Source organism: Rhodanobacter sp. sgz306013, from assembly GCF_057031145.1.
In genome coordinates, this window is sequence record NZ_JBXCIJ010000003.1 from 1 (window position 1) to 18,629 (window position 18,629).

Annotated in this window: 14 protein-coding genes; 6 read left to right on the plus strand and 8 right to left on the minus strand. The window is 64.6% G+C overall.

Annotated features, from left to right (window positions below; translation table 11 throughout):
* On the plus strand, positions 1-2,205 hold a 2,205-nt coding region (locus AC2EWF_RS09495), incomplete at its 5' end, for an STAND family AAA ATPase (protein WP_483639139.1).
* 96 nt (positions 2,206-2,301) lie between these two features.
* On the opposite strand, the gene AC2EWF_RS09500 is transcribed toward AC2EWF_RS09495, so the two are convergent.
* The 5 genes from AC2EWF_RS09500 to AC2EWF_RS09520 all read right to left on the minus strand — a co-directional run bounded on the left by AC2EWF_RS09500 (position 2,302) and on the right by AC2EWF_RS09520 (position 7,141).
* Positions 2,302-2,712, minus strand: a complete 411-nt coding sequence (locus AC2EWF_RS09500; RefSeq protein WP_483639140.1) for a hypothetical protein — start codon at positions 2,710-2,712, stop codon at positions 2,302-2,304.
* Positions 2,713-3,053: 341 nt separating this feature from the next.
* Entirely contained in the window at positions 3,054-3,695 is a 642-nt protein-coding gene (locus AC2EWF_RS09505) for a hypothetical protein (RefSeq protein WP_483639141.1), read from the minus strand.
* Positions 3,696-4,088: 393 nt separating this feature from the next.
* Entirely contained in the window at positions 4,089-5,066 is a 978-nt protein-coding gene (locus AC2EWF_RS09510; protein WP_483639142.1) for a hypothetical protein, read from the minus strand.
* A 176-nt stretch (positions 5,067-5,242) separates the two neighbouring features.
* Positions 5,243-5,779, minus strand: a complete 537-nt coding sequence (locus tag AC2EWF_RS09515) for a flavodoxin family protein (protein ID WP_483639143.1) — start codon at positions 5,777-5,779, stop codon at positions 5,243-5,245.
* A 339-nt stretch (positions 5,780-6,118) separates the two neighbouring features.
* Complete coding sequence (locus tag AC2EWF_RS09520; RefSeq protein WP_483639792.1) at positions 6,119-7,141, minus strand: alpha/beta fold hydrolase; 1,023 nt, start codon at positions 7,139-7,141, stop codon at positions 6,119-6,121.
* Between the two features lie 512 nt (positions 7,142-7,653).
* Between AC2EWF_RS09520 and AC2EWF_RS09525 the strand changes: the two genes are divergently transcribed.
* On the plus strand, positions 7,654-9,420 hold the full coding sequence (locus AC2EWF_RS09525) for a DUF2339 domain-containing protein (RefSeq protein WP_483639144.1): 1,767 nt from the start codon (positions 7,654-7,656) through the stop codon (positions 9,418-9,420).
* A 148-nt stretch (positions 9,421-9,568) separates the two neighbouring features.
* Entirely contained in the window at positions 9,569-10,363 is a 795-nt protein-coding gene (locus AC2EWF_RS09530) for a PA3715 family protein (RefSeq protein ID WP_483639145.1), read from the plus strand.
* Between the two features lie 472 nt (positions 10,364-10,835).
* Here the strand turns inward: AC2EWF_RS09530 and AC2EWF_RS09535 are convergent, their stop codons facing one another.
* The gene (locus AC2EWF_RS09535; RefSeq protein WP_483639146.1) at positions 10,836-11,831 is read right to left on the minus strand and encodes a sigma-70 family RNA polymerase sigma factor; all 996 of its coding nucleotides are present in this window, start codon (positions 11,829-11,831) and stop codon (positions 10,836-10,838) included.
* A gap of 152 nt (positions 11,832-11,983) precedes the next feature.
* On the opposite strand from AC2EWF_RS09535, the gene AC2EWF_RS09540 reads away from it, so the two are divergent.
* Entirely contained in the window at positions 11,984-12,568 is a 585-nt protein-coding gene (locus AC2EWF_RS09540; protein WP_483639147.1) for a dihydrofolate reductase family protein, read from the plus strand.
* Between the two features lie 418 nt (positions 12,569-12,986).
* Here the strand turns inward: AC2EWF_RS09540 and AC2EWF_RS09545 are convergent, their stop codons facing one another.
* Complete coding sequence (locus tag AC2EWF_RS09545; protein ID WP_483639148.1) at positions 12,987-15,065, minus strand: beta-L-arabinofuranosidase domain-containing protein; 2,079 nt, start codon at positions 15,063-15,065, stop codon at positions 12,987-12,989.
* A gap of 332 nt (positions 15,066-15,397) precedes the next feature.
* On the opposite strand from AC2EWF_RS09545, the gene AC2EWF_RS09550 reads away from it, so the two are divergent.
* Both AC2EWF_RS09550 and AC2EWF_RS09555 read left to right on the plus strand, forming a co-directional pair.
* Positions 15,398-15,763, plus strand: coding sequence for a YciI family protein (locus AC2EWF_RS09550; RefSeq protein WP_483639149.1), 366 nt, complete (start codon positions 15,398-15,400; stop codon positions 15,761-15,763).
* Between the two features lie 73 nt (positions 15,764-15,836).
* Positions 15,837-16,385, plus strand: coding sequence for a DUF1801 domain-containing protein (locus AC2EWF_RS09555; RefSeq protein ID WP_483639150.1), 549 nt, complete (start codon positions 15,837-15,839; stop codon positions 16,383-16,385).
* Between the two features lie 23 nt (positions 16,386-16,408).
* Here AC2EWF_RS09555 and AC2EWF_RS09560 read toward each other — a convergent pair whose 3' ends face one another.
* Complete coding sequence (locus AC2EWF_RS09560) at positions 16,409-18,628, minus strand: alpha-N-acetylglucosaminidase (RefSeq protein ID WP_483639151.1); 2,220 nt, start codon at positions 18,626-18,628, stop codon at positions 16,409-16,411.
* Between the last annotated feature and the right edge of the window lies 1 nt (position 18,629).

Genomic DNA, 18,629 nt, shown 5'->3' on the forward strand with positions numbered 1-18,629 from the left:
GACCGATACGTACGAAAACATGCCAAGCTGTTGGACGTCGGGGCTGCGCATCGGATCAAGCGGTCAGTGATTGAGAGCGTCTATGACCGCGGCGATGCGCGGAGGTTTCTCGACAGCCTGCTAGGTGTGATCCTCCGCGTCGGTGGGAGAGCAGACGTTTGTTTGGAAGATGTATTTATCTTTCCAGACCTTGAAGCCTCATCTGATGATGGTGAGGAGACGGGCGTGGTTTATGGCGAGTCCTTGATTCAAAGTGTAGAAAATGTTGCAGGTTTCGTGCTTCAGGGTGATGAGCGGTCTGGGCGCACGACATTATTGAAGTATCTCTTTAGGAAATACGTTGAGCTTAATGCTGTGCCGCTTCTTATGCCTGGATGGCGCATCACTCGCGCTACAGAAGACGAGATCGAATCGTTGCTGGAGGTGTTGGTACTTCAACAGTACAACAAGCGGTTAGATCAATACTTGCAGTTGCCATTGTCAAAGCGAGTGCTGCTGGTTGATGATTTTGACGAGGTGCCGATCAAGTCCGAAAAAGCTAGGCGGCAGCTCCTTTGTCGCTTGCGCGCCCGATGCGGTGTCTTTGTGTTGTCAGTGAGTGATGTTTTTGAGGCGACATACCTAGTTGATCAAGAGGACGGCAAGGTTTATGACCGTCTTCCTAAGTACCGCGTCCTTCCTTTTGGTCGCCTTAGTCGCGCCAAATTAATCAGTAAATGGGTGACGCTGGATTCGGATGAATTCCTCGATGAGGAGGATCGAATTCGCCGCATCGACGAGGCAACTAAATACGTCGAGCTCGTGATGCGGTGGAATGTGGTTCCCCGTTATCCGGTGTACTTGTTGACTTTGCTCCAAGCTCAGAAGACTGGTACACCGGAGAATTTCAAGGACAGCGGGCTTGGTTATTATTACCAATATCTAATCAGCGATGCGATGCTGGAGGCTGGAGTTGCGAAAAATCAACTCACGGATGTTGAACAGTATTGCACGCAGCTCGCGTGGCAGCTAATGGGTCTTGGTCGCTCTTATCTTTCGCTGGATGAGCTTGGTGACTTCAATAGAAAATTTACCGAACGATGGATAGAACTTGATTTTCTAAGGGTGCGCGAACAGCTTTTACGATCTCGTATCATTAATATTACGGGTGAAGTTGCGGAATTTAGGTACAGCTATATCTATTATTTCTTTGTGGCAAAGTATTTGGCGGAAAATTTTGATGACCCTGGAGTGCAGGATTTTGTGAATTCTGCAGCGAAGCAGCTGTACGTTCGCTCGAATGCAAATATTCTTATATTTTTAACTCATTTTGCTAACAAATCTAGTGTGATTTCGGCAATTGTTGACACATTGAATGATCAGTTTAAAGGATTGCCGGCCGCTCAGTTTGCGCTTCGTGATGAATCTGTGGAGGCTATGCTCCGGCAGTTGCCAGGTGTTGTCTATCGTGGCGGTAGTCCTGAAGAAAATCGTGAAAATGAGGCTAGGCGTACGGACGCCCTTGTCAAGGATGAGTCCGATGGATTGGTAGAGTGCGCTGAGGAAGCAAATATACTCAGTTTGTCGGCGCAGATGACGGTCGTCTTTAAGGCGATTGAAATACTCGGTCAAATATTGAAGACGCAATACTCGCGTATTCAAAGGTCGCAGAGGGAGTCGATTATTCGCGACATGCTTAACGGGCCGTTGAAGGCGCTTGAATTTTTCTACGCCAGCCTCAGGGAGGGTCCTGAAGCACTTGTTGCAGAATTTGAGGCTAGGCTTGCGGAGGCCGGTGGGGAGCAGACCCCGGAATCCAGAAGGGTGCTTGCGCAGCGTGTCGTTGGTTCTATTGTACTTGCCATCACTTTTGGATTTATTCGGAAAGCGGCGGAGTCTGTGGGCGCTGAAGCTATAGCAGATGATTTGCGCACTGTCGTTGGACGGAATGACGATCTTGGGCAGATGCTTATTCGTATCGCTGCTGTGCTAGACGGACAAAGGCCGCTGCCTCGGGTCGAGATTGAAAAGATCAGAAAATTGGGTGCAGGGAGCTTGATTGTTGATCGAGTGATTCAGGTGCTGGTCGTCTACCATATGTACATGTTTAGAACGAGTTATGCTGACATTCGTTGGGCGCATGAAGTACTTGGTATTCCAGACCGAGTCAAAGTGAGAACCATGCTTTCCATCGGAAAAGGAGTGGATACCCAAATTTGGCTCTAAAGAACGGGGTTAAGTTCACTTCCGAAACAGGGGTCGGAGTGCTTTTTTGGGGACACTCAGACCTCTGTTTCTATTGATGTAGCCGTCCGACGAAACTCAATACGACACGTCGTTCGAATGGACTGGAGTGGTCACCGGCATCTGACTAAGCCCTTCGGCTTGCTCGCTGAGGAAGTACAAAGCGGCGAAGAGGCCTTCGGTGGCGGGCGCATCCAACGGGCAGCAGCCGGGTTCGATGGTGTCGCTCTGACTGTTGGCGTGGAAGTCGCGGAAGGCTTCGCTGTTGGTGAGGACGCGGACGAGGGCGCGGATGGCGGTGGTGAGGCCGGCCAGGGTGGCGGCGTCCTGCTGGTCGGGATCGGCTTCGGCGAGGGTCCAGTAAGGGCGCGAAAGCGGATTGGTGGGGATGCGCGCATCGTCGTGCGCGACTGCCGTATGATCGGGCTTAGCCATGGTCAACTCCCAGAAGTTGGTTGTGGTCAGCGGGTCGTATGGGTTGCTGCCCATGCGGCCCGCGCTGCTTTTGGTCTTGCGGATTTCCTTTGGTTAGGATTTTCTCCGGCCGGCGGTCATTGCACTGCGGCGGTTTTCATTATAAAGCTGAAGTAAAACAAAATCTGCCAGGTAGGCGGGATCAATTTGTAGGAATTGGACTTTATTTTGTAGTCCATGTTTTGATTAATTCGTTGGGCGTTATTGGCGCTTTTTGCAATTAGGGTAAATAGGCCATGGGCGGTTTCTGGCGTCGGGAAAGGTGTCTGGAGCAATGCCCGACGGGGGAAGAGGTTGACGCGGTTTGTGCGGATGGTCGTTAGGGGCGGTTATCCGTGGTCGAGCTATGGCCTGCGTCACGTCGCCAGCGCTTTTTTCAGGAGCATGTCGTACAGCTCCAGGCGAAACCGCACTCCAACCTGCAGCAGGCTCAGCCAGTAGACGCCCATCAGTACGGCGAACAGGTAGACCTCGGGCCAGCTGACTTGCGGCGGCCAGTGCATATCCTTGAACTGGATGACGAGGGCGACGAGGACCGGCAGGATACCCAGCTTGTCCAGCCCGCCGGTCAACAGGGGGAGTTTGCTGCGTAACCGCTCAACGCGAAAATCCGTGAAGTCGCTCATGGCTTGCAGGCGCTCGCGCGGAAAATTCCGCAGCCAGCCGATCAGCGCTTCGTGATGCGGCATGTCGAAGTCCAGGACCTCGACAAACTCGCGGCGTTCGCTGGACGGCTTCAAGTTGAAGCCTGGCAGTTGCGCGGTGAAGGCCACAAAGAATCCCGACAGCTCGATGACCAGCAACACCATTACGGCGGCAAGTGCCCAGCGGTTGTTGGGCAGCGTTTTGCCGATGATCAGGGCCAGCAACGCCGATGCGAAGCCAATGCTGCTGCCCCATCCCGCGCGACGGCTGGGGGTGAACTGGCGAGACGGATGCAGCGGCAAGCCCTCGATCCGCTTGTCCAGCATGGCAAACGTCAGTGTCGATGATTCCATTCGCGTTGATCCCCTGTGATCGACGTTCGTGAGGCTCTAGCCTGCCACGGAAACCTGAGCCCCGTCCGTGATGCGAATTGAGCGCGCTCGTGCGGGATCTATTCCGACCCCGCGCTTGAGTCGACGCATGAACTCACAGGCGTGCTGCGATTCATCCGTCAACGACTGCAGGCCAGCTGCCAACCCGCCGGCTGTCCGCCTGGCCAGGACGTCATGCATGCGTCTCTTCCCTCATCGTTGAGTCTCCGCCGCCTGGTCGATGAGGGCATTTGCCTCGGCGACGACGCCGTGTCCGGGTCGAAGCACCCGCGGGACGCTTCGCCGCGGCCCGGTCACCCGGCAGGCCGCCGCGGCGTTCGAATTGTCCGTGATGCCTTTTGTTCCGTCCTTGGGCTAGGGGTGCCCGCCGTTGTCCTGGTTGTTGCCTCTCTGTTTCTTGCCCTTTTCGGCCGGGCCCTGCGCACCCTTCCTATCGGTGCCGCGGGCTCGCTGCGCGGGCGGTGCACCTTGCTGCTGGATGCGCTGCGGTCGGTGCTGCGGGATGGCCTGCTGCGGCCAGGCATGTTGCTGCTGTTGCTGCTGGACGCTCTGCGGCGGTCGGGCATTCCGCTGCTGCTGGAGGTTTTGCTGCGACCGGACACTCCGCTGTTGTTGTAGCTGGAGGTTCTGCGGCGGCCGGGCGCTCCGCTGCCGTTGCTGCTGCAGGTTCTGCTGCTGCACGGCATTCCGCTGCTGCTGTTGCTCCTGCTCGCGCGCTGGCACACCCTGGCGACGCTGTTCGAGTATCTGCCGGCTCACTGCTTCGCGCGGCTGGTAGTGATAGCTGCGCGACTCGATCGTGCGTTGCTGCTCCCGCTGGCGGGGGTAACGGTTGCCGGTGTAGCTGCGTTGGTAGCTCGGCAGCGGCGCGGCCACGGGTACGGAGCGACGGTCCCAGCGATCCCATCCGCTGCGCTGGCGCTCCCAGTCGCGCCCCCAGCGTTCGCCCCAGTGCGGGGCGGCATCGGCACGCCAGTACCGGAAATAGGTGGGCGGGCGGCGGTAATAGCGCACCGGGACGCGCAGGATGAACAAAGGCACGTAGATCGGTGGAATCATGTCCCACGGGCCGTTGTACCAGGCGCTCGAATACCAGTTGTCGTCCTCGTACAGCCAGTACAGGCCGTCGTAGAAGAAGTAGTTCGCGTCCACTTGCGGGTCGTAATAGACCGGATAGCCCGGGATGTGCACCAGCACCGGATACGTCGACATCACGAATCCGAGGCTGACGCCGCGATCTGAGATGCCGATGCTCAGCTGGGTCTGCGCCTGGGCCGGGGGCGGGACGGCCGGAGCGAGGAGTATCGCCATGGCAAGAAGTACGTATCGCATCGTCTGAACTCCTGAGAGATGGATCGGAGATCAAAACGGGGTCAGGTTCACTTGCGGCTATCCCGACGGCCCCGCACCGTTGAACCCCTGGCCTGACGTGGTCCGCTCACTGGGTGACCCGCCAGGCTTGTTCAGGGGCGCGCGCGTCCCGGCATGCCGTCGCCGCCTTTGCTCGCCTAAAGCTGCATAGGGACGCCGCTGGGTGCCGGCTGGCGTGATGGCGGCGAGTGCGCATTGCCGGTCAGTTGCATCGCGAAGCGGTCGAGCGCGCCCAGATAACTGTCCGTGTCCAGTGCCTTGGCGTCGAACGAGCAGCTTGCGCGCGGCGGCCTGCCCAGCCGCGCCTGCATGTCTTCGAAGGTGGTTGCGGCACCGCTGCCGCCCATGGTGCAGAAGAACGCCACCGCGGGCAGGCTCGGCCCGTAGTCCTTGAGAAACCGGCGCATCGGGGCCGCGGCGCGCCCTCCCCAGACCGGTGTTCCGAGCACGATCAGGTCGTAGTTATCGAGATGCGCCGCGATCGGGGCGATGGGTGGCAAGGTATTGAACAGGCGATCGAGCAGTGCCCGCCAGACGGACACGTGACCAGGCGCCCGCTTGTCCTGGATCATCGCCTCGTCCGCGCCCAGGCGCTGGGCCAGGGCGTGGCCCACGAGCGCGGTCGTGCCGCTGCGGCTGTAGTAGACGACGAGCGTGCGATTGGCGGGTGTCATGGCTTGTCCTCTCCGCCCGGTGAGGTGGTCGTGGACTCCATGGTGGGACGGCGGCGGGCGCTGCTGTTGATGCAGGTCAAGGACGAGCCGGGTCGAAGAGCCGGGTCAGGTTCACTTCCTGCCTTCAGCGGCGCCGGTCGGTGTCATGCAGCAAGCAGGGCAGGCGGTTGTTGCCTTGCTGGGGCGACGTGTTGCGGGATGCCTGGAAGGTCGAGTCGTGGCAGTCGGGCCAGGCGCCGCGCGGCCCCGGCGGCGGCAGCGCGACGAGGCCCGGGGCGGTGCAGGTGCGTAGTGCCAGGGGTTGTCAGGACGTGAACCTGACCCCGTCAGCTGGCCACCTTACTTCGGCGCAGGCTGCGCCATCCCCAGGGCTTGCACGACTGCCTTGACCACCGCCCCCGGCTGATCGATCTGGATGTCGTGCGAGGTATTCGCCACGTGCACCAGCGTGCCGCGGGAGGAGGTGGCGACGATCTGTGCCTGCGTGTGGGCGCGGGCCGCTTCCAGCCCATTGCGGTCGCGCGGCAGCGCATCGGCGTAGGTGTTGGCGGCGGACAGCACGATCAGGGGTGTGGCGCCGTGGGTCTCCTGCTTGGACACGGGCGGCTTGAATATCGCGGGATTGCTCTGGAGCACCGACAGCACGGTGTGCCAGTACGCGGGCTTCGTCATCAGGGCCAGGTTCACTGCGTTGAGCTTGGCGCTGGCGTGTGGATCGGGGCCGCCGAGGCACTGGCTCAGCTCCTTGTGGGTGGACGTCAGTTCGTGCTTTTCGGCGGCGGCCTCGCACTGGCGAAGAAACGCGAAGCGCTGTACCGAGAGGGTGTCCTCGTCCTTCTGCCAGCCGGGAGCGAACCGGCCGATGTCCTGCGCGGGCGGGTCGAGCAGCACCATTGCGCTCACGTCGCCGGGATAGCGGCTGGCGTACTGCCGCACGATGTTGCTGCCCAGCGAATGCCCCACCATTACCAGCGGGGTGGACAGGCGGGCGTGCTGGATCAGCGCGTGCAGGTCCGCCACGTCGGCGTCGAGATCGCGCGGCAACGGCCCCGCGCTGCTGAAGCCGAAGCCGGCCCGGTCGTAGGCGCAGACGCGGGCGTGGGCGGCCAGCCGCGGCTGCACTTTGAACCAGGTGGAGGAATCGTTGAGCGCGCCGGCCTCCAGCAGGACGGTCTGCGGCCCGCTGCCCGAGCAACGCAGGTTGAGGAAGCGGCCATGGCCGATGTCGACCCGCTTCGCCGCCTGCGCATAGCTGTCCGGTATGCGCTGCGGCGTGGGTGTGGAGGTGTGGCTGGCTTCGGCGGCCGCGGCCTGGCCGAACATCACGGCCAGCAGCAGGGCGCCGCCTGCTTTCAGGTGCATGCGGTTCACGGTGGGTCTCCCGTCGATGGCCCGGGCTGGAGCGCCGGGCAGGCTCCTTCATCGACTGGAGGCGGCGCCGGAAGTTCAGGGCGTTCGGGTCACTGGGCAATACGGGGCAGTTCGCTGGGTGACGGCGATCCGCGAAAGCGGGGTTCCGCGCAAACGGGTCGGAGTACGTTTTCCGGAAATTCGACGCTGCCCCTGTTTTCCGTCGCGCAAGAGTGAGCGGATCGCTTTGGCGCGATCAGCCAACGGGCCGCCCGCGCACAGGTGCAAATTGTGCCGGACAGTTTTTGCTGAGCCGCCTTGCTGGTCGGTTGACCTTGAAGCGCCAGCGCAATGATGATCGCGTGCAGCACGAGACAGCCGGGGCGTTGCCGGCTGGGCCGCTGGCGCCGCGGGGAGTCATGGCGAGGGGGCGTCGGCCGTATGGGCGAGCCTCCACGGCGGCGGCATGCAGGCTCGGGTCGCAACGGTTGGATGGGCACGATCGCTACGGAATGGGGGATGCCATGTCGACGGAGAGTGTGGAAGAGCGGCTGGCGGCGCTGGAAAGACGCCTTGCGCAGATCGAGGAACGTCTGGATGTGCGCTTTGTCTGGCCGCAATCGTCGCGCACGATGCCGCCGCCGCACGAGTCCTCGCCAGGGCCGGCGCGACAGGCATCGCCACCACCGCTGCAACCGTCGCGGCCGCAGCAGGCCCCGCCACCGGCGGCTGGCGCACCATCGCCGGCGGCCCGGCCGGCCGTTGCGGCGCAAAGCGCATCGGCCCAGGCCGCACTGGCACGCGCACGGGCGGCGCCCGACAACCCTTCGTTCGCGACGAGCATCCTGGGTTGGGGCGGCGCGGCGGCGTTCGTGCTGGCGGCGGCCTACCTGATACGCCTGGGTATCGACAGTGGCTGGCTGACTCCGCTGGTGCAGATCGCCGCGGCCGTGGTGGGAGGACTGCTGTTGATCGTCGCGGGGCTCTGGTTGCGCGACGCCCATCCGCATTACGCGGGCTACCTGCCGGCATGCGGCATCGTGATCCTGTTCCTCGCGATCTATGGCGGGCATCTCTACTACGCGTTGATTGCGGCGAAGATGGCGACGCTGTTCGTCATCGGCGTCTGCGCCCTGTCGCTGTGGCTGTGCCGGGTCTTCGACAGCGACCTGTACGCCTTGTTCGCGGTGGCGGGGTCCTATTCCGCGCCCTTCCTGCTCGCCCGCGACGGCGGCTCCATCACCGACCTGGTGATCTACTACTCGGCCTGGAGCGTGGTGTTCAGCATCTACGCCGTCTGGTGCGGGCGGCGCCTGATCTACTTGCTGGCGCTCTATCTGGCGCTGCTGGGATTCGACGCGATCTGGCAGATGCATGCGCCGAAGGAATGGATCGCCGGGCTGTCGTTCCAGACCGTGCAGTTCGTGATTTTCGGCATCGCCACGGTGGTGTTCTCGGTACGCCGGCAGCAGCCGCTGGACGAGGCCGGGGCGATGCTGCACCTGCCGCCGCTGCTGATTTTCTATGTGCTGCAATACGTGGTGCTGGACCAGCACGTGCCCGCCCTGGCGCCATGGATTTCATTCGCCAGCGTGGTGGCGGTGGGCGTGCTCTACCTGGTCGCGCGCCGGCTGTCGGGTGGGCCGCTTCCGGGCGGCGAATGGCTGCTGTGGTGCTACCTCGCCGTGGTGCTGCTGCATGCCGGCTACCTGGAGGCATGGCCGAGCGACTGGGCGCCCTGGGCCAGCTTCATCCTGGTGCCGGTTGCGTTCTGGATCACGCGCAGGCGCGCGGGCGGGATCGGGCCGTTGTGGGCACTGTGGGCGGCAGTGGGTGCGATCTTCCTGCTCAATTATGTCCGTGTCGTCGCCGGCTTCAACCTGGGCCAGGTGCCGGGACACGCCATCCTGGCCATCGCCTACGCGGCGATGCTCTACCTGGGATATGCCGTGGTTTCGCGCAGGGACGGCGGGCGCGAAACGCGCATGCTGCTGGTCTACGCGGGCCATGTCAGTGCGATGGCGGCCGCCGAGCATTGGCTCGATGCGCGCATCGTCGTATCCACCGCCTGGGGACTGCTGGCGCTGGCCTGCCTGGGCATCTCGATGTGGCGGCGCGACCGGATGCTCGGCCAGTCCTCGCTGCTGGTGTTCGGCGCCACCGCAGGCAAGGTGCTGCTGTATGACCTGAGCGGCGCGCAACCCCTGGCGCGCATCATCAGCCTGGTGGTGCTGGGCGCGACGTTCTACATCGGCGGGATGTTCTACCAGCGTTTGACGGGGGCGCGTTGACCGGGTCAGGACCGCCTGGATAACTGACGGAGGCCGGTCCACTGGCCGGGCGCGTGAAAGTGAACCGGGCGCCGTCAGGCACGCGCTCCGTGGCCAAGATCCGCGCCATGACGCCAGGCAAAGTCGGGGAAAGAAGGAGGAGGGCTCGATGAAGCGACTGGGAATGGTGGTGCTTGGCGTGGGACTGCTTGCAGCGCGCTGCCACGCGCGGGACGGCTCCGCCGGCGCGCCGCGGGATCCGTCCTGCCCGCCCGCGCTGGTCCAGTCGGTGTCGGAGCAACTGAAGCTGCCGGGCCGGGTGGGTGCCGCTGCAGGTGACGACGCCGATGCATCGATCGTGGTCGCGGCGGCATGCAAGGCCAGCCCCGCGGATCGCAGCCAGACCTATGTCGCCCTGGCGTATGACGCGGGCGACCAAGACGGCAAGCGCCTGGTGCTGGCGATCGTCCAGGGCGGTCGCGTGGTTGCCGACTACCGTGGCGAGATTTATGAAGACGCCACGCTGACCGTGCAGTCGGACAGCCTGCACATCGACACCGCACCCTACGTGCTTGCCCAGGGCGTGCGGGCGTTCGGCCTGGACGTGAGCGGCTGGGCCTCCCCCCATTGCGGCGATGGCGGCGAGGGGCCCACGCGCTCGCTCTATGTCCGCGAAGGGGCGCATATCCGTCGCGTGCTGGCGGACATGACCGTTTCTTCCTGGCGCTATGTGCAGGAGGGCAACGACCGCTGCAACCCCAGCGCGCCGGCGGATGCGCCGACCGTCGTCGAGAACACCCGCTATACCTTGAGTGTGCTGCCGGAAACCCACCACGGTTTCCACGACCTGCAGGTCACCGCCACCGCCACGCGCGACGACGGCAAGCCGAGCCAAGACGGCAGGCATTACCTCCTGAAATACGACGGCAAGCGGTATCCGGTGCCGGGTGCGTTGCAGGGGTAGGGCGGACAAGGGCGGCGCCGGGACGGGGAGCCGATGTTGCCTGCTGCGTGTGGATGGCAGGCAGGCCGCCTGCCGACGTGCAGTCGGGTGTCGTCAGCGGAAAACGACCGGAAGAGGGGGCGGATTCGCCAGATGGCACGGGCGCCAGCAGCGTGCCGGGGCCGGGGCGGTGCAGGCATGCGGTGCCCGGGTTTGCCGGGAAGTGAACCTGGCCCCGCTCCCCGACCTGATGATCGACATCGACCTTGATGCGACGGTGGCCGGATAGACCGGAACACCTCAGGGACGGGTAGGGGCGATAGGGGCGAGGGATCTCAATCTGACCGTCGACGGGGCAGTTTGCGTCGCTGTGCGCGCGCTGAAACCACGAAACGAAACTGCAAATGGGGGCTTTCCGCAAAACCGGACCCACAGACCAGTCTCCGGCGGACGCCTCCCGCCGCCGCCGCTGCGAAGGAAGGAGGCGATCAGCCTATTCATCCGCGGGGCCCGGCAGCGAATGCGGAAGACCGAACCGCGGGAGCAGGCTATTTTCGAAGCGGACGATGGCGTTGATTCGGTCACCGGCGAGCCTCAGGACGATGAGGCCGGTTCCGTGGCTGATGCCGGCGGGACTGCGTAGATAGACTCCGAAGGCCGCCTGCCCGTTGGCGCGCGTCGGCACGAGGCGGAATCGCCGGCCTGTGCGGAAGAGCAGGCCGAGGAACTGGGCGACGACGTTTCGGCCGTGGTATTCGAGGGGTATCGGCGGCATCGACAGGAAAACGTCGTCGGTCAGCAGACCCACCAGCATATCGATGTTGGCGGACTCGAAGGCGCTGACGAAATTCGCCACGATCGCACTCTCGGTCGCCGGTTTGCGGCTCGCATCGACCGGCCTCCGGTGGCGCTGCATGCCGGCTCGGGCGCGCTTGAGGGCGCTCTTGATCGAGTCGACCGTCGTGTCCAGCATGTGGGCTACCTCCAGCGCATGAAACCCGAGGACGTCGCGCAGAATCAGCACCGCGAGCTGGCGTGGCGGCAAGACCTGCAGCGCAGTCACGAAGGCCAGTGAGATGGCTTCGGTCTGCTCGTACCGGACCTTCGGGCCGTATGCCACGGCCTCATCGAGAAGCGCATCGGGATACGGCTCGAGCCAAGTGACTTCGCCCAGCCGGGTCGGCTCGGGCGGTTCAATCTCGGGGTGGTCCCACTCTTTGGCCGGGCGCCGGCTCGCCGTACGGAGCAGGCTCAGGCACCGGTTGGTGGCGATCCGGTAAAGCCAGGTGCGCAGCGACGCCCGTCCGTCGAACCCTTCCAGCCCGCGCCACGCCGACACCAGGGTGTCCTGCAGCGCATCCTCGGCGTCCTGCAACGAGCCGAGCATGCGGTAGCAATGCACCTGCAGTTCGCCGCGAAATGGCTCGGTCATCGCGCGGAACGCCTCACCGTCCCCGGTCCGCGCCCTCGCTATCAGTTCGGTCTCCACCCACTGCACCCCGCTCTACCCATGACGCACCTTCCCATAGAGACGCCGGCCGCCCGCGAAAGGGGGCGCTCCCCCGAGCGCCCCCTTTCGTGGGGTCACGGCGTCCACATCGAGCACCAAGGCAGCAACACCATCCTCCAAGGAGCTCGAAAATGGCAAGAATCATCATCACCACGAACATGACCCTCGACGGCGTGGTCCAAGACCCGGACGGCAAGGAGGGCACCGCATTCGGCGGCTGGTTCCGCCAGTACGTGGGCGAGGACTTCGACGCATGGACTGAACGCGAGATCGACGAAGCGATGCACGCCGATGCCTTGCTGGTGGGCAGGCACAGCGACGCATGGTTCGCCATCCGGATGCCGACGGCCTGGTCCGCCGAATGGGCGGCCAGGATCACCAGTCTGCCCAAGTACGTGGTGTCCTCGACTCTGGAGCACGCCGGATTGAGCAACGCGACGATACTCCGCGGCGATGTCGTGAAAGCGGTTTCCGAGCTGAAGCGCAAGCTGGACGGCGACATCATCGTCTACGGCAGCTGCCAGCTTTGTCGCACGCTGATGGCACAGGGCCTGGCTGATGAACTGCGGCTGGTCGTGTTTCCCGTTGTACTCGGCGCCGGCAGGCGCCTGTTCGATGAGATCGGCACCGCGAAACCGATGCGTCTGATCGACACCGGACGGCTCGGCAGCGGCCTGGTCTTCTGTTCCTACGAATTCCTGGCCGTTGCAGGGTAGTTCCCTGAGGGGGTCCGATCGCGAAGGTCGGGCCCCCAGCTCGATGCCGCTTGTATTCGATGTCGGCGACAAGTACCGATGCGGCCGTCCAGATTGCCGCGGTGTCTGTTGCGGCCAGAGTCCGCCCTCCGAAATGGCACAGGCGCCAGCAGCGTGCCGGGGCCGGGGCGGTGCAGGTATGCGGTGCCCTGGGCTTGTCAGGCGGTGAACCTGACCCCGTTTCCTGTTCGTTCAAGGTGTGTCTCCCGTCGATGGCCCGGGCAGGCGGGCTCTTTCATCGACCGGAGGCGGTGCGGGACGTTCAGGGAGCTTGCGGGCCGCAATAACAGGCAAGAACAACGGCGGCAGGTTCACTTTCTTCCCGCGTGTGCGTCGAACGCGACGAGCGGTCCTTGAACCCGAGACGTCGCTTCGCCCCTCAGCTCACGTGGTCATCCTTGGGGTGCTCGTTGCTGCCCGGTGCCAGCAGCGGGAAGGCGGTGATGCGGAGCTTGGGCGCCGCATAAGGCAGCAAGGTGAGCAGCTCCGGCGTGTCGGTGGCATCGGCCTGTGGCCGGCGCGGTACCGGGTCGGCGGCGCCTTCCTCGGCCTTCCAACTGGCCACCGCGCGCCCTTCCACGCTGAGCGTCACCGGGGGCTGGTGGCGCGAGAACGGCACGGCGCCGACCGGATGTTCGTTCCTGCGGAAGCTCGCGTTTTCCGGCAGGCCCATGTTCCAGCGCGAGGCCGGATACACCTGCCAGTCGGCGGTCAGCCCGCGCTGGCGCCACTTGATCCACGACTCGGCAATGGGCAGCGCGAACACCAGCGCACCATCGCGCACACTGACCGAGTCGTTGAAGCCGGACACCGTCGTCGGCTGGCTCGCAAACGTCAGCGCAATCGTGTCGCCGGGCCGCCACTCGCGGTGCAGCGTCACGAAGCGCCCGGCCTGCCCCGTGGCTTGCGCGTGGCCGTTCACGCTCAACGTCGATGCAGTGGCCCAGCCGGGAATGCGCAGCTTCAGCGCGAAGCTGGTGGCCCGTGCCGGATGCAGGACGATCTCCACGCGCGAGCGGAACGGGTAATCGGTATTCTGCTCGATCCGTAGCGGCACGCCCTGCACGACGGTCTGCACCGTGCAGGGCGCATAGACCATCGCCGCCATGCCACCGTCCGCCGTCGCCATCCACAGGCTGGCGGTGAGCTTGGGCCAACCTTGGTGGAAGTTGGCGGTGCAGCAGCCGAAGTGCGGCTCCAGCCCGAACAGGTTGGCTTCCGGGCCGTTGCTGGTCCATGGGCGCCGGTGCAGGCTGCATTCCACCTGGTTGGATTCCTGGTCGTACTGGTGCGCCCACATGTCGTCCGTGAAGGTGCCCGGCAGAGCGTTGTAGGCAATCGTCTCCAGCCGGTCGGCCAGGGCCGGGTCACCGGTGATGGCCAGCGCCACTTCCAGCGAAAACATCGTCTCGACCACCGTGCACAGCTCGGTGCCTTGCGAGGGGTTGCGGCCGGCCAGGTGCTCGTCGGCCGAGAACATGCCGTTCGGCATGCCGTGGTAGGTGTCGAGCATCTTCAGCTGGTGGTGCACGGCCTCGCGATCCTGTGCGCTGCCCGATACCAGTGACCAGACGGGCGAGGACTTGATCGACATGCCGATGTTGACGCCGTGCACGCGCTGGCCGAGGTCTTTCATGAAGACCGCGTCGCCACCCTTGGCCTCGAGTGCAGCTACGTCGACTTTTTCCTTGAAGCGGAAGTCGGCGAACATGCCCTGCCAGTCGAAGCCTTGCCGGTGGAGCAGGGCGGCCAGTTGCAGCAGGCGCGCATCGCCGGTGCGGTCGTAAAGCCACAGCACCGAGAGCAGTTCGTCCTGCCAGCGCGAGCGGCCCCAGTCGCGCAGCGGCCGCTGCGGCAGCGCGCCCAGCTGGTAGACGAAGTAATTCGTCATCAGCGGTATCACCCGCGCATCGCCGGTGAGCTCGTGGTACTGCGTGAGCACCTTGAGCATCACCATGCGCGGCCACCAGTCGTCATTGCTGCGCGGGCCGAACATGCCGTTGGGCCAGGGGTGCTCCAGTGTCCAGTCGATGAACTTCTGCGCCTTGGCCTTCAGTACCGCCGAGTCCAGCTGCCAGGCCAGCGGCAGCAGTCCGTCCAGAAAGTAGGGGCCACGTTCCCAGGATTCGCCGGTGCCGCCGAGCCAGCCGCTGTCGGGGCCGACATCGGCCCAGGTTTCGTCCAGGTGACCACCCAGCCCGGATGCCTGGATCTCCAACTGGCGCCGTAGCCAGCCGGCCGGCCGGATGGCGCCTGCGGGCAAGCGCCGGAAAGGCTGCGACGCCAGCGGCGCACGTGACGGCAAGGGCGCGCCTGCGGCGACGCCGGTAGCCCTGTGCAGTGGCGAGTCGACCGCGCGCACCGCGCCGGGCAGCATCGCCGCCAGCCCCAATGCGCCGGATGCGCGCAGAAAATCGCGTCTGCCCTGGAACGGGTCGAACGGGTCACGCTGGGTCATGCCTGGTCTCCGTGCAGGATCTGGCGCCTCTGCCGGCGCAGGAGCGGGGCGCGTGCCGCGGCCGTGGAGCGCTCATCGACGGAGCGGATAATAGTACGACAAATGCGCGTGCCTCCCGGCCGAAGAACCAGAGCGGGATCAGGTTCATCCCTGTCCCGGGGCCTTGCAGGTGTGCGGTGTGGGGTTTGTAAGGAGGTGGATCCGACCCTTTCAGGCGGCGTCGTGCCGGTTCCGCCTGGGAGGCCCGGCGTCCGCTTTTGTCGATCCGGGCGGCGCCCGTTCGTCGCGAGGAGGAAGGCAGCCACCGGGGCTGCGTGGCCTTGGGGTAGGACGTGAGCGAGTATCTGATCTACTTCAACCAGCCGTGGGTCGGCGAGCACACCGAGGCATGGTTCAGCGAGCGCGGGCCGCTGGCGAAGGCCGTGGTGGATGCGATGAAGGCGGCGGGTGTCTACGTGTTCGCCGGCGGCCTGGAGGAGGATCCGGGTGCAGCCTTCACTGCGGACGCCACCAGTGGCACGCTGAAGTTCACCGACGGGCCGTACGTGCGGAATCTCCAGTTTCTGGGCGGGTTCACCGTGATCGACGTGGCCGACGAGCGGGCGGCACGACAGTGGGCCGGCCAGCTGGCCGAAGCCTGCGGCTGGCCGCAGGAGGTCCGCCGGTTCAAGCCGCGGCCGGGAGGAAGCAGAGCATAAGGGTCGCCTTCAGGCGTTTGATTGGAGGCGGTGGCAGGGATATCTCTCCAGATTCCACGACGGGAGGCTGGCGATGGCACGCACCGTTGATACCGAGAAAGCAGGCGGCAAGGCGGCGGGAAAACGCGGTGCCGAGCCGGCCGCCAAGGCCCGGTCGAAAGCACGCCAACCCGGCGCGGGCGCGGAAGCGCCGGCGGTGGCCACGACGCTGCCGGTGGCCATGACGGGCCGGGCCAGCCCGGCGAAAGCCAAGGAAGGCGACGAGCCGGTTTTTGCCTATATCCGCAGCCTGCCGCAGCCGCAGCGCGGCATCGCCGAACACGTGGATGCGCTGGCAGCCCGTACGCTGCCGGGTTTGCAGCGCGCCGTGAAATGGGGCATGGCGTGGTACGGCGTCGGCGACGGCTGGTGCTTCTCCTGCGGCGGCTTCGTTGGCCACGTCAAGCTGACGTTCGGCCGCGGCACCTCGCTCACGCCGGTGCCACCGGTGACGCCGATCGGGATGGGCAGGGACTCGCGGGGCGTGAACCTTGCATCGGTGGAAGACCTCGACGAACGCCAGGCCGCGTCGTGGATGAAACAGGCCACCGCCCTCCCAGGCTTCGGGGGAAAGAAGCGCTGAGTGCGGGCAGGGCGCGGGAAACGCTAGTCCTGTGCGTTGCGCGTCAGGTCGCTCAGCACTTCCTCCGCGATGGCGTGGATGTCGCCGCTGGGTCGGACCGGGTAGGTATTCCGCGCGTGCGACCACTGCTCGCCGATGGCGTACCAGTCGATGGTCCGGGGTTTGCCGCCGGTGCTGAGCGCCGTATCCAGCGCGTCGAAGTAAAGCTTCCAGCGCGCGTAGTAGTAGTCGCCGACCAGCCCCTGCCACTCGCGGCGCGCGTAGTCCGCTTCCTGGGGGTTGCCCCAGATCGTGATCAGCGCCCGTGCGTCGTATTCGATCCCCGCCCACGCTTCGGGGGAATGCGCATAGGACTTCGCGTTGGCCAGCCACGGCCCCAGCATGAACTGCCGGTTGGTGCCCAGCACGGTGTCGAGCTCCTTCATCTGGTGCAGCCACTGCGCCGTCAGGCGGTCCAGCCGGACCTTGTCCTTCGCCTCGAACGCGGCCTTGATCCTGGGCAACAGGACCCGGCTGTGCACCGACAGTGCCTGCCGGGTGAGGTCGGCCAGGTCGTAGCGATAGGCGCTGCTGCTCCGCAGCGCGGGAGCGACCTGGAGCAACTCGGCCAGCGCCCGGTCGATTTGCGCCGGGTCGTAATGCAGTGGCCGGCCGCCGGGTTCGGACAGGTTCGGAGCCAGTTCGTAAAACCCGGTCTGGTACTTGCTGTCCCAGTTGGCGGGCAGGTTGTAGGCGGTCTGTTGCAGGATGTGCCACGCGGCTACCGCGTGCGGATCAGGCGCGGAGCCGCCGTAACGACGCCATGCCCAGTTGCGGAACCACTGGTCGAGATCGGCCGGTGTCTCGCGCCATGCCAGCTCGGTGAAAAACGCCGATGCCGCCGGGTTGTTGTCGCTGGCTTCCGGCATCAAGGCGATGCCTGCCAGCGCGCTGTCCGGTTTGCCTTTCCACGCCCAGTACCGGCTGTTCCATATCGAAACATTGGCGCCCATGTTGGTATGGCCGCCGAAGTTCCAGATCGTGCCGAAGGCGTACGGCGTGCCGCGCCACTCGGCCTCCCGGTCGGCCGTGGCCGTGCTGGATTCGGCGCTGCCATCCACGATCAGGGCGTGGGATTTGTCCAGCCCCTGGATCACCGCCGGCAGCGGATTGCCCTCCCAGCCCAGCAGCACCCAGATGGCGCCGGGGTGGGCCCGTTCCAGCGCTTTCTGCGTGTCCCTGACGGCGGCGGTCAAGTCGATGTCGCCGCTCTCCGCACCCTCGCTGCCTTCGTGCAGCGGATCCATCTTGTACAGGTGGCTGTCGCCATACAGGGCCGATTGCCTGCGATAGAAATCGGCGGCGACCTTGGCGAACCAGGCATTGGTCGGGTCGAGCCAGTCCGGCCGGGGGAAGTTGTCCCATGTGCCCGTGCTCACCGCGTGCGCGCCGGGGTTGCGGTCGTTGAAGTGGGGCGGCACGGTGCCGTAGTAGCCGGGGAACACCGGCATCATGCCCAGTTCGCGCAGCCGTGCGACCAGTTTGCGGGTGAGTGCGGCGTCCTGGTCGATGACGCTCTGCGGGATCGGATCGTGCGAACAGCACATGTTCTGCAGCAGCCACCACGGCTGGTGCGTGATCTGCGGTATCCAGTGCAGCATCTCGGCCTGGCTGTAGCCGAAATCCTGGAGCGTCTGCTCGTACACCTTGGCCTGTCCCTGGTACACCAGCACCTCGTTGATGCCTTGCAGGGCCAGTACGTCGATCTTGTGCTGCCAGTAATCCCAGTTCGCGTACGGCTGCGTGTAGGCCTTGTCCACATCGTTGAACGCAAATCGGTGGACGCCCGTGGCTTTGCGGGCGATCGGCTGCCGGGGCAGCGGCAGGGTGTCCGGCAGGTCCAGTTGCTCGCCATTCAACGAGATGTCGGCATGCGCCACTTCATCCAGATACCAGCCAAAACCGGCGAGCAGCGTGGCCGGCGAGGTGGCCTTGATGACGAGCCGGTGGTTCTTCCCCGCAACCCGGAAATAGTCGCCTTGCGCACGTTTGGGTACGGCCTGCAGGCTCACCTGGTCGGCGTACTTGCTGCCCACCAGCCGCTCCAGGGCGGCGTGCGCCGGAGCGACGTCGAATGCGGGTTGACCGGTGCCTGCCCTTGCCGCGGAGACTCCCGCAAACGCGCCTGGCCCTGACGCCATCCATAGAACGGCTCCCGCAAGGCCCATGGCGGGAAGCATCTTGAATCGACGGTTTGAGAGCATG

Coding starts and splice junctions, on each gene's coding strand:
- AC2EWF_RS09500 (WP_483639140.1), bottom strand. CDS start 2,712: ATGGGCAGCAACCCATACGACCCGCTGACCACAACCAACTTCTGGGAG.
- AC2EWF_RS09505 (WP_483639141.1), bottom strand. CDS start 3,695: ATGGAATCATCGACACTGACGTTTGCCATGCTGGACAAGCGGATCGAG.
- AC2EWF_RS09510 (WP_483639142.1), bottom strand. CDS start 5,066: ATGCGATACGTACTTCTTGCCATGGCGATACTCCTCGCTCCGGCCGTC.
- AC2EWF_RS09515 (WP_483639143.1), bottom strand. CDS start 5,779: ATGACACCCGCCAATCGCACGCTCGTCGTCTACTACAGCCGCAGCGGC.
- AC2EWF_RS09520 (WP_483639792.1), bottom strand. CDS start 7,141: ATGCACCTGAAAGCAGGCGGCGCCCTGCTGCTGGCCGTGATGTTCGGC.
- AC2EWF_RS09525 (WP_483639144.1), top strand. CDS start 7,654: ATGTCGACGGAGAGTGTGGAAGAGCGGCTGGCGGCGCTGGAAAGACGC.
- AC2EWF_RS09530 (WP_483639145.1), top strand. CDS start 9,569: ATGAAGCGACTGGGAATGGTGGTGCTTGGCGTGGGACTGCTTGCAGCG.
- AC2EWF_RS09540 (WP_483639147.1), top strand. CDS start 11,984: ATGGCAAGAATCATCATCACCACGAACATGACCCTCGACGGCGTGGTC.
- AC2EWF_RS09545 (WP_483639148.1), bottom strand. CDS start 15,065: ATGACCCAGCGTGACCCGTTCGACCCGTTCCAGGGCAGACGCGATTTT.
- AC2EWF_RS09555 (WP_483639150.1), top strand. CDS start 15,837: ATGGCACGCACCGTTGATACCGAGAAAGCAGGCGGCAAGGCGGCGGGA.
- AC2EWF_RS09560 (WP_483639151.1), bottom strand. CDS start 18,628: ATGCTCTCAAACCGTCGATTCAAGATGCTTCCCGCCATGGGCCTTGCG.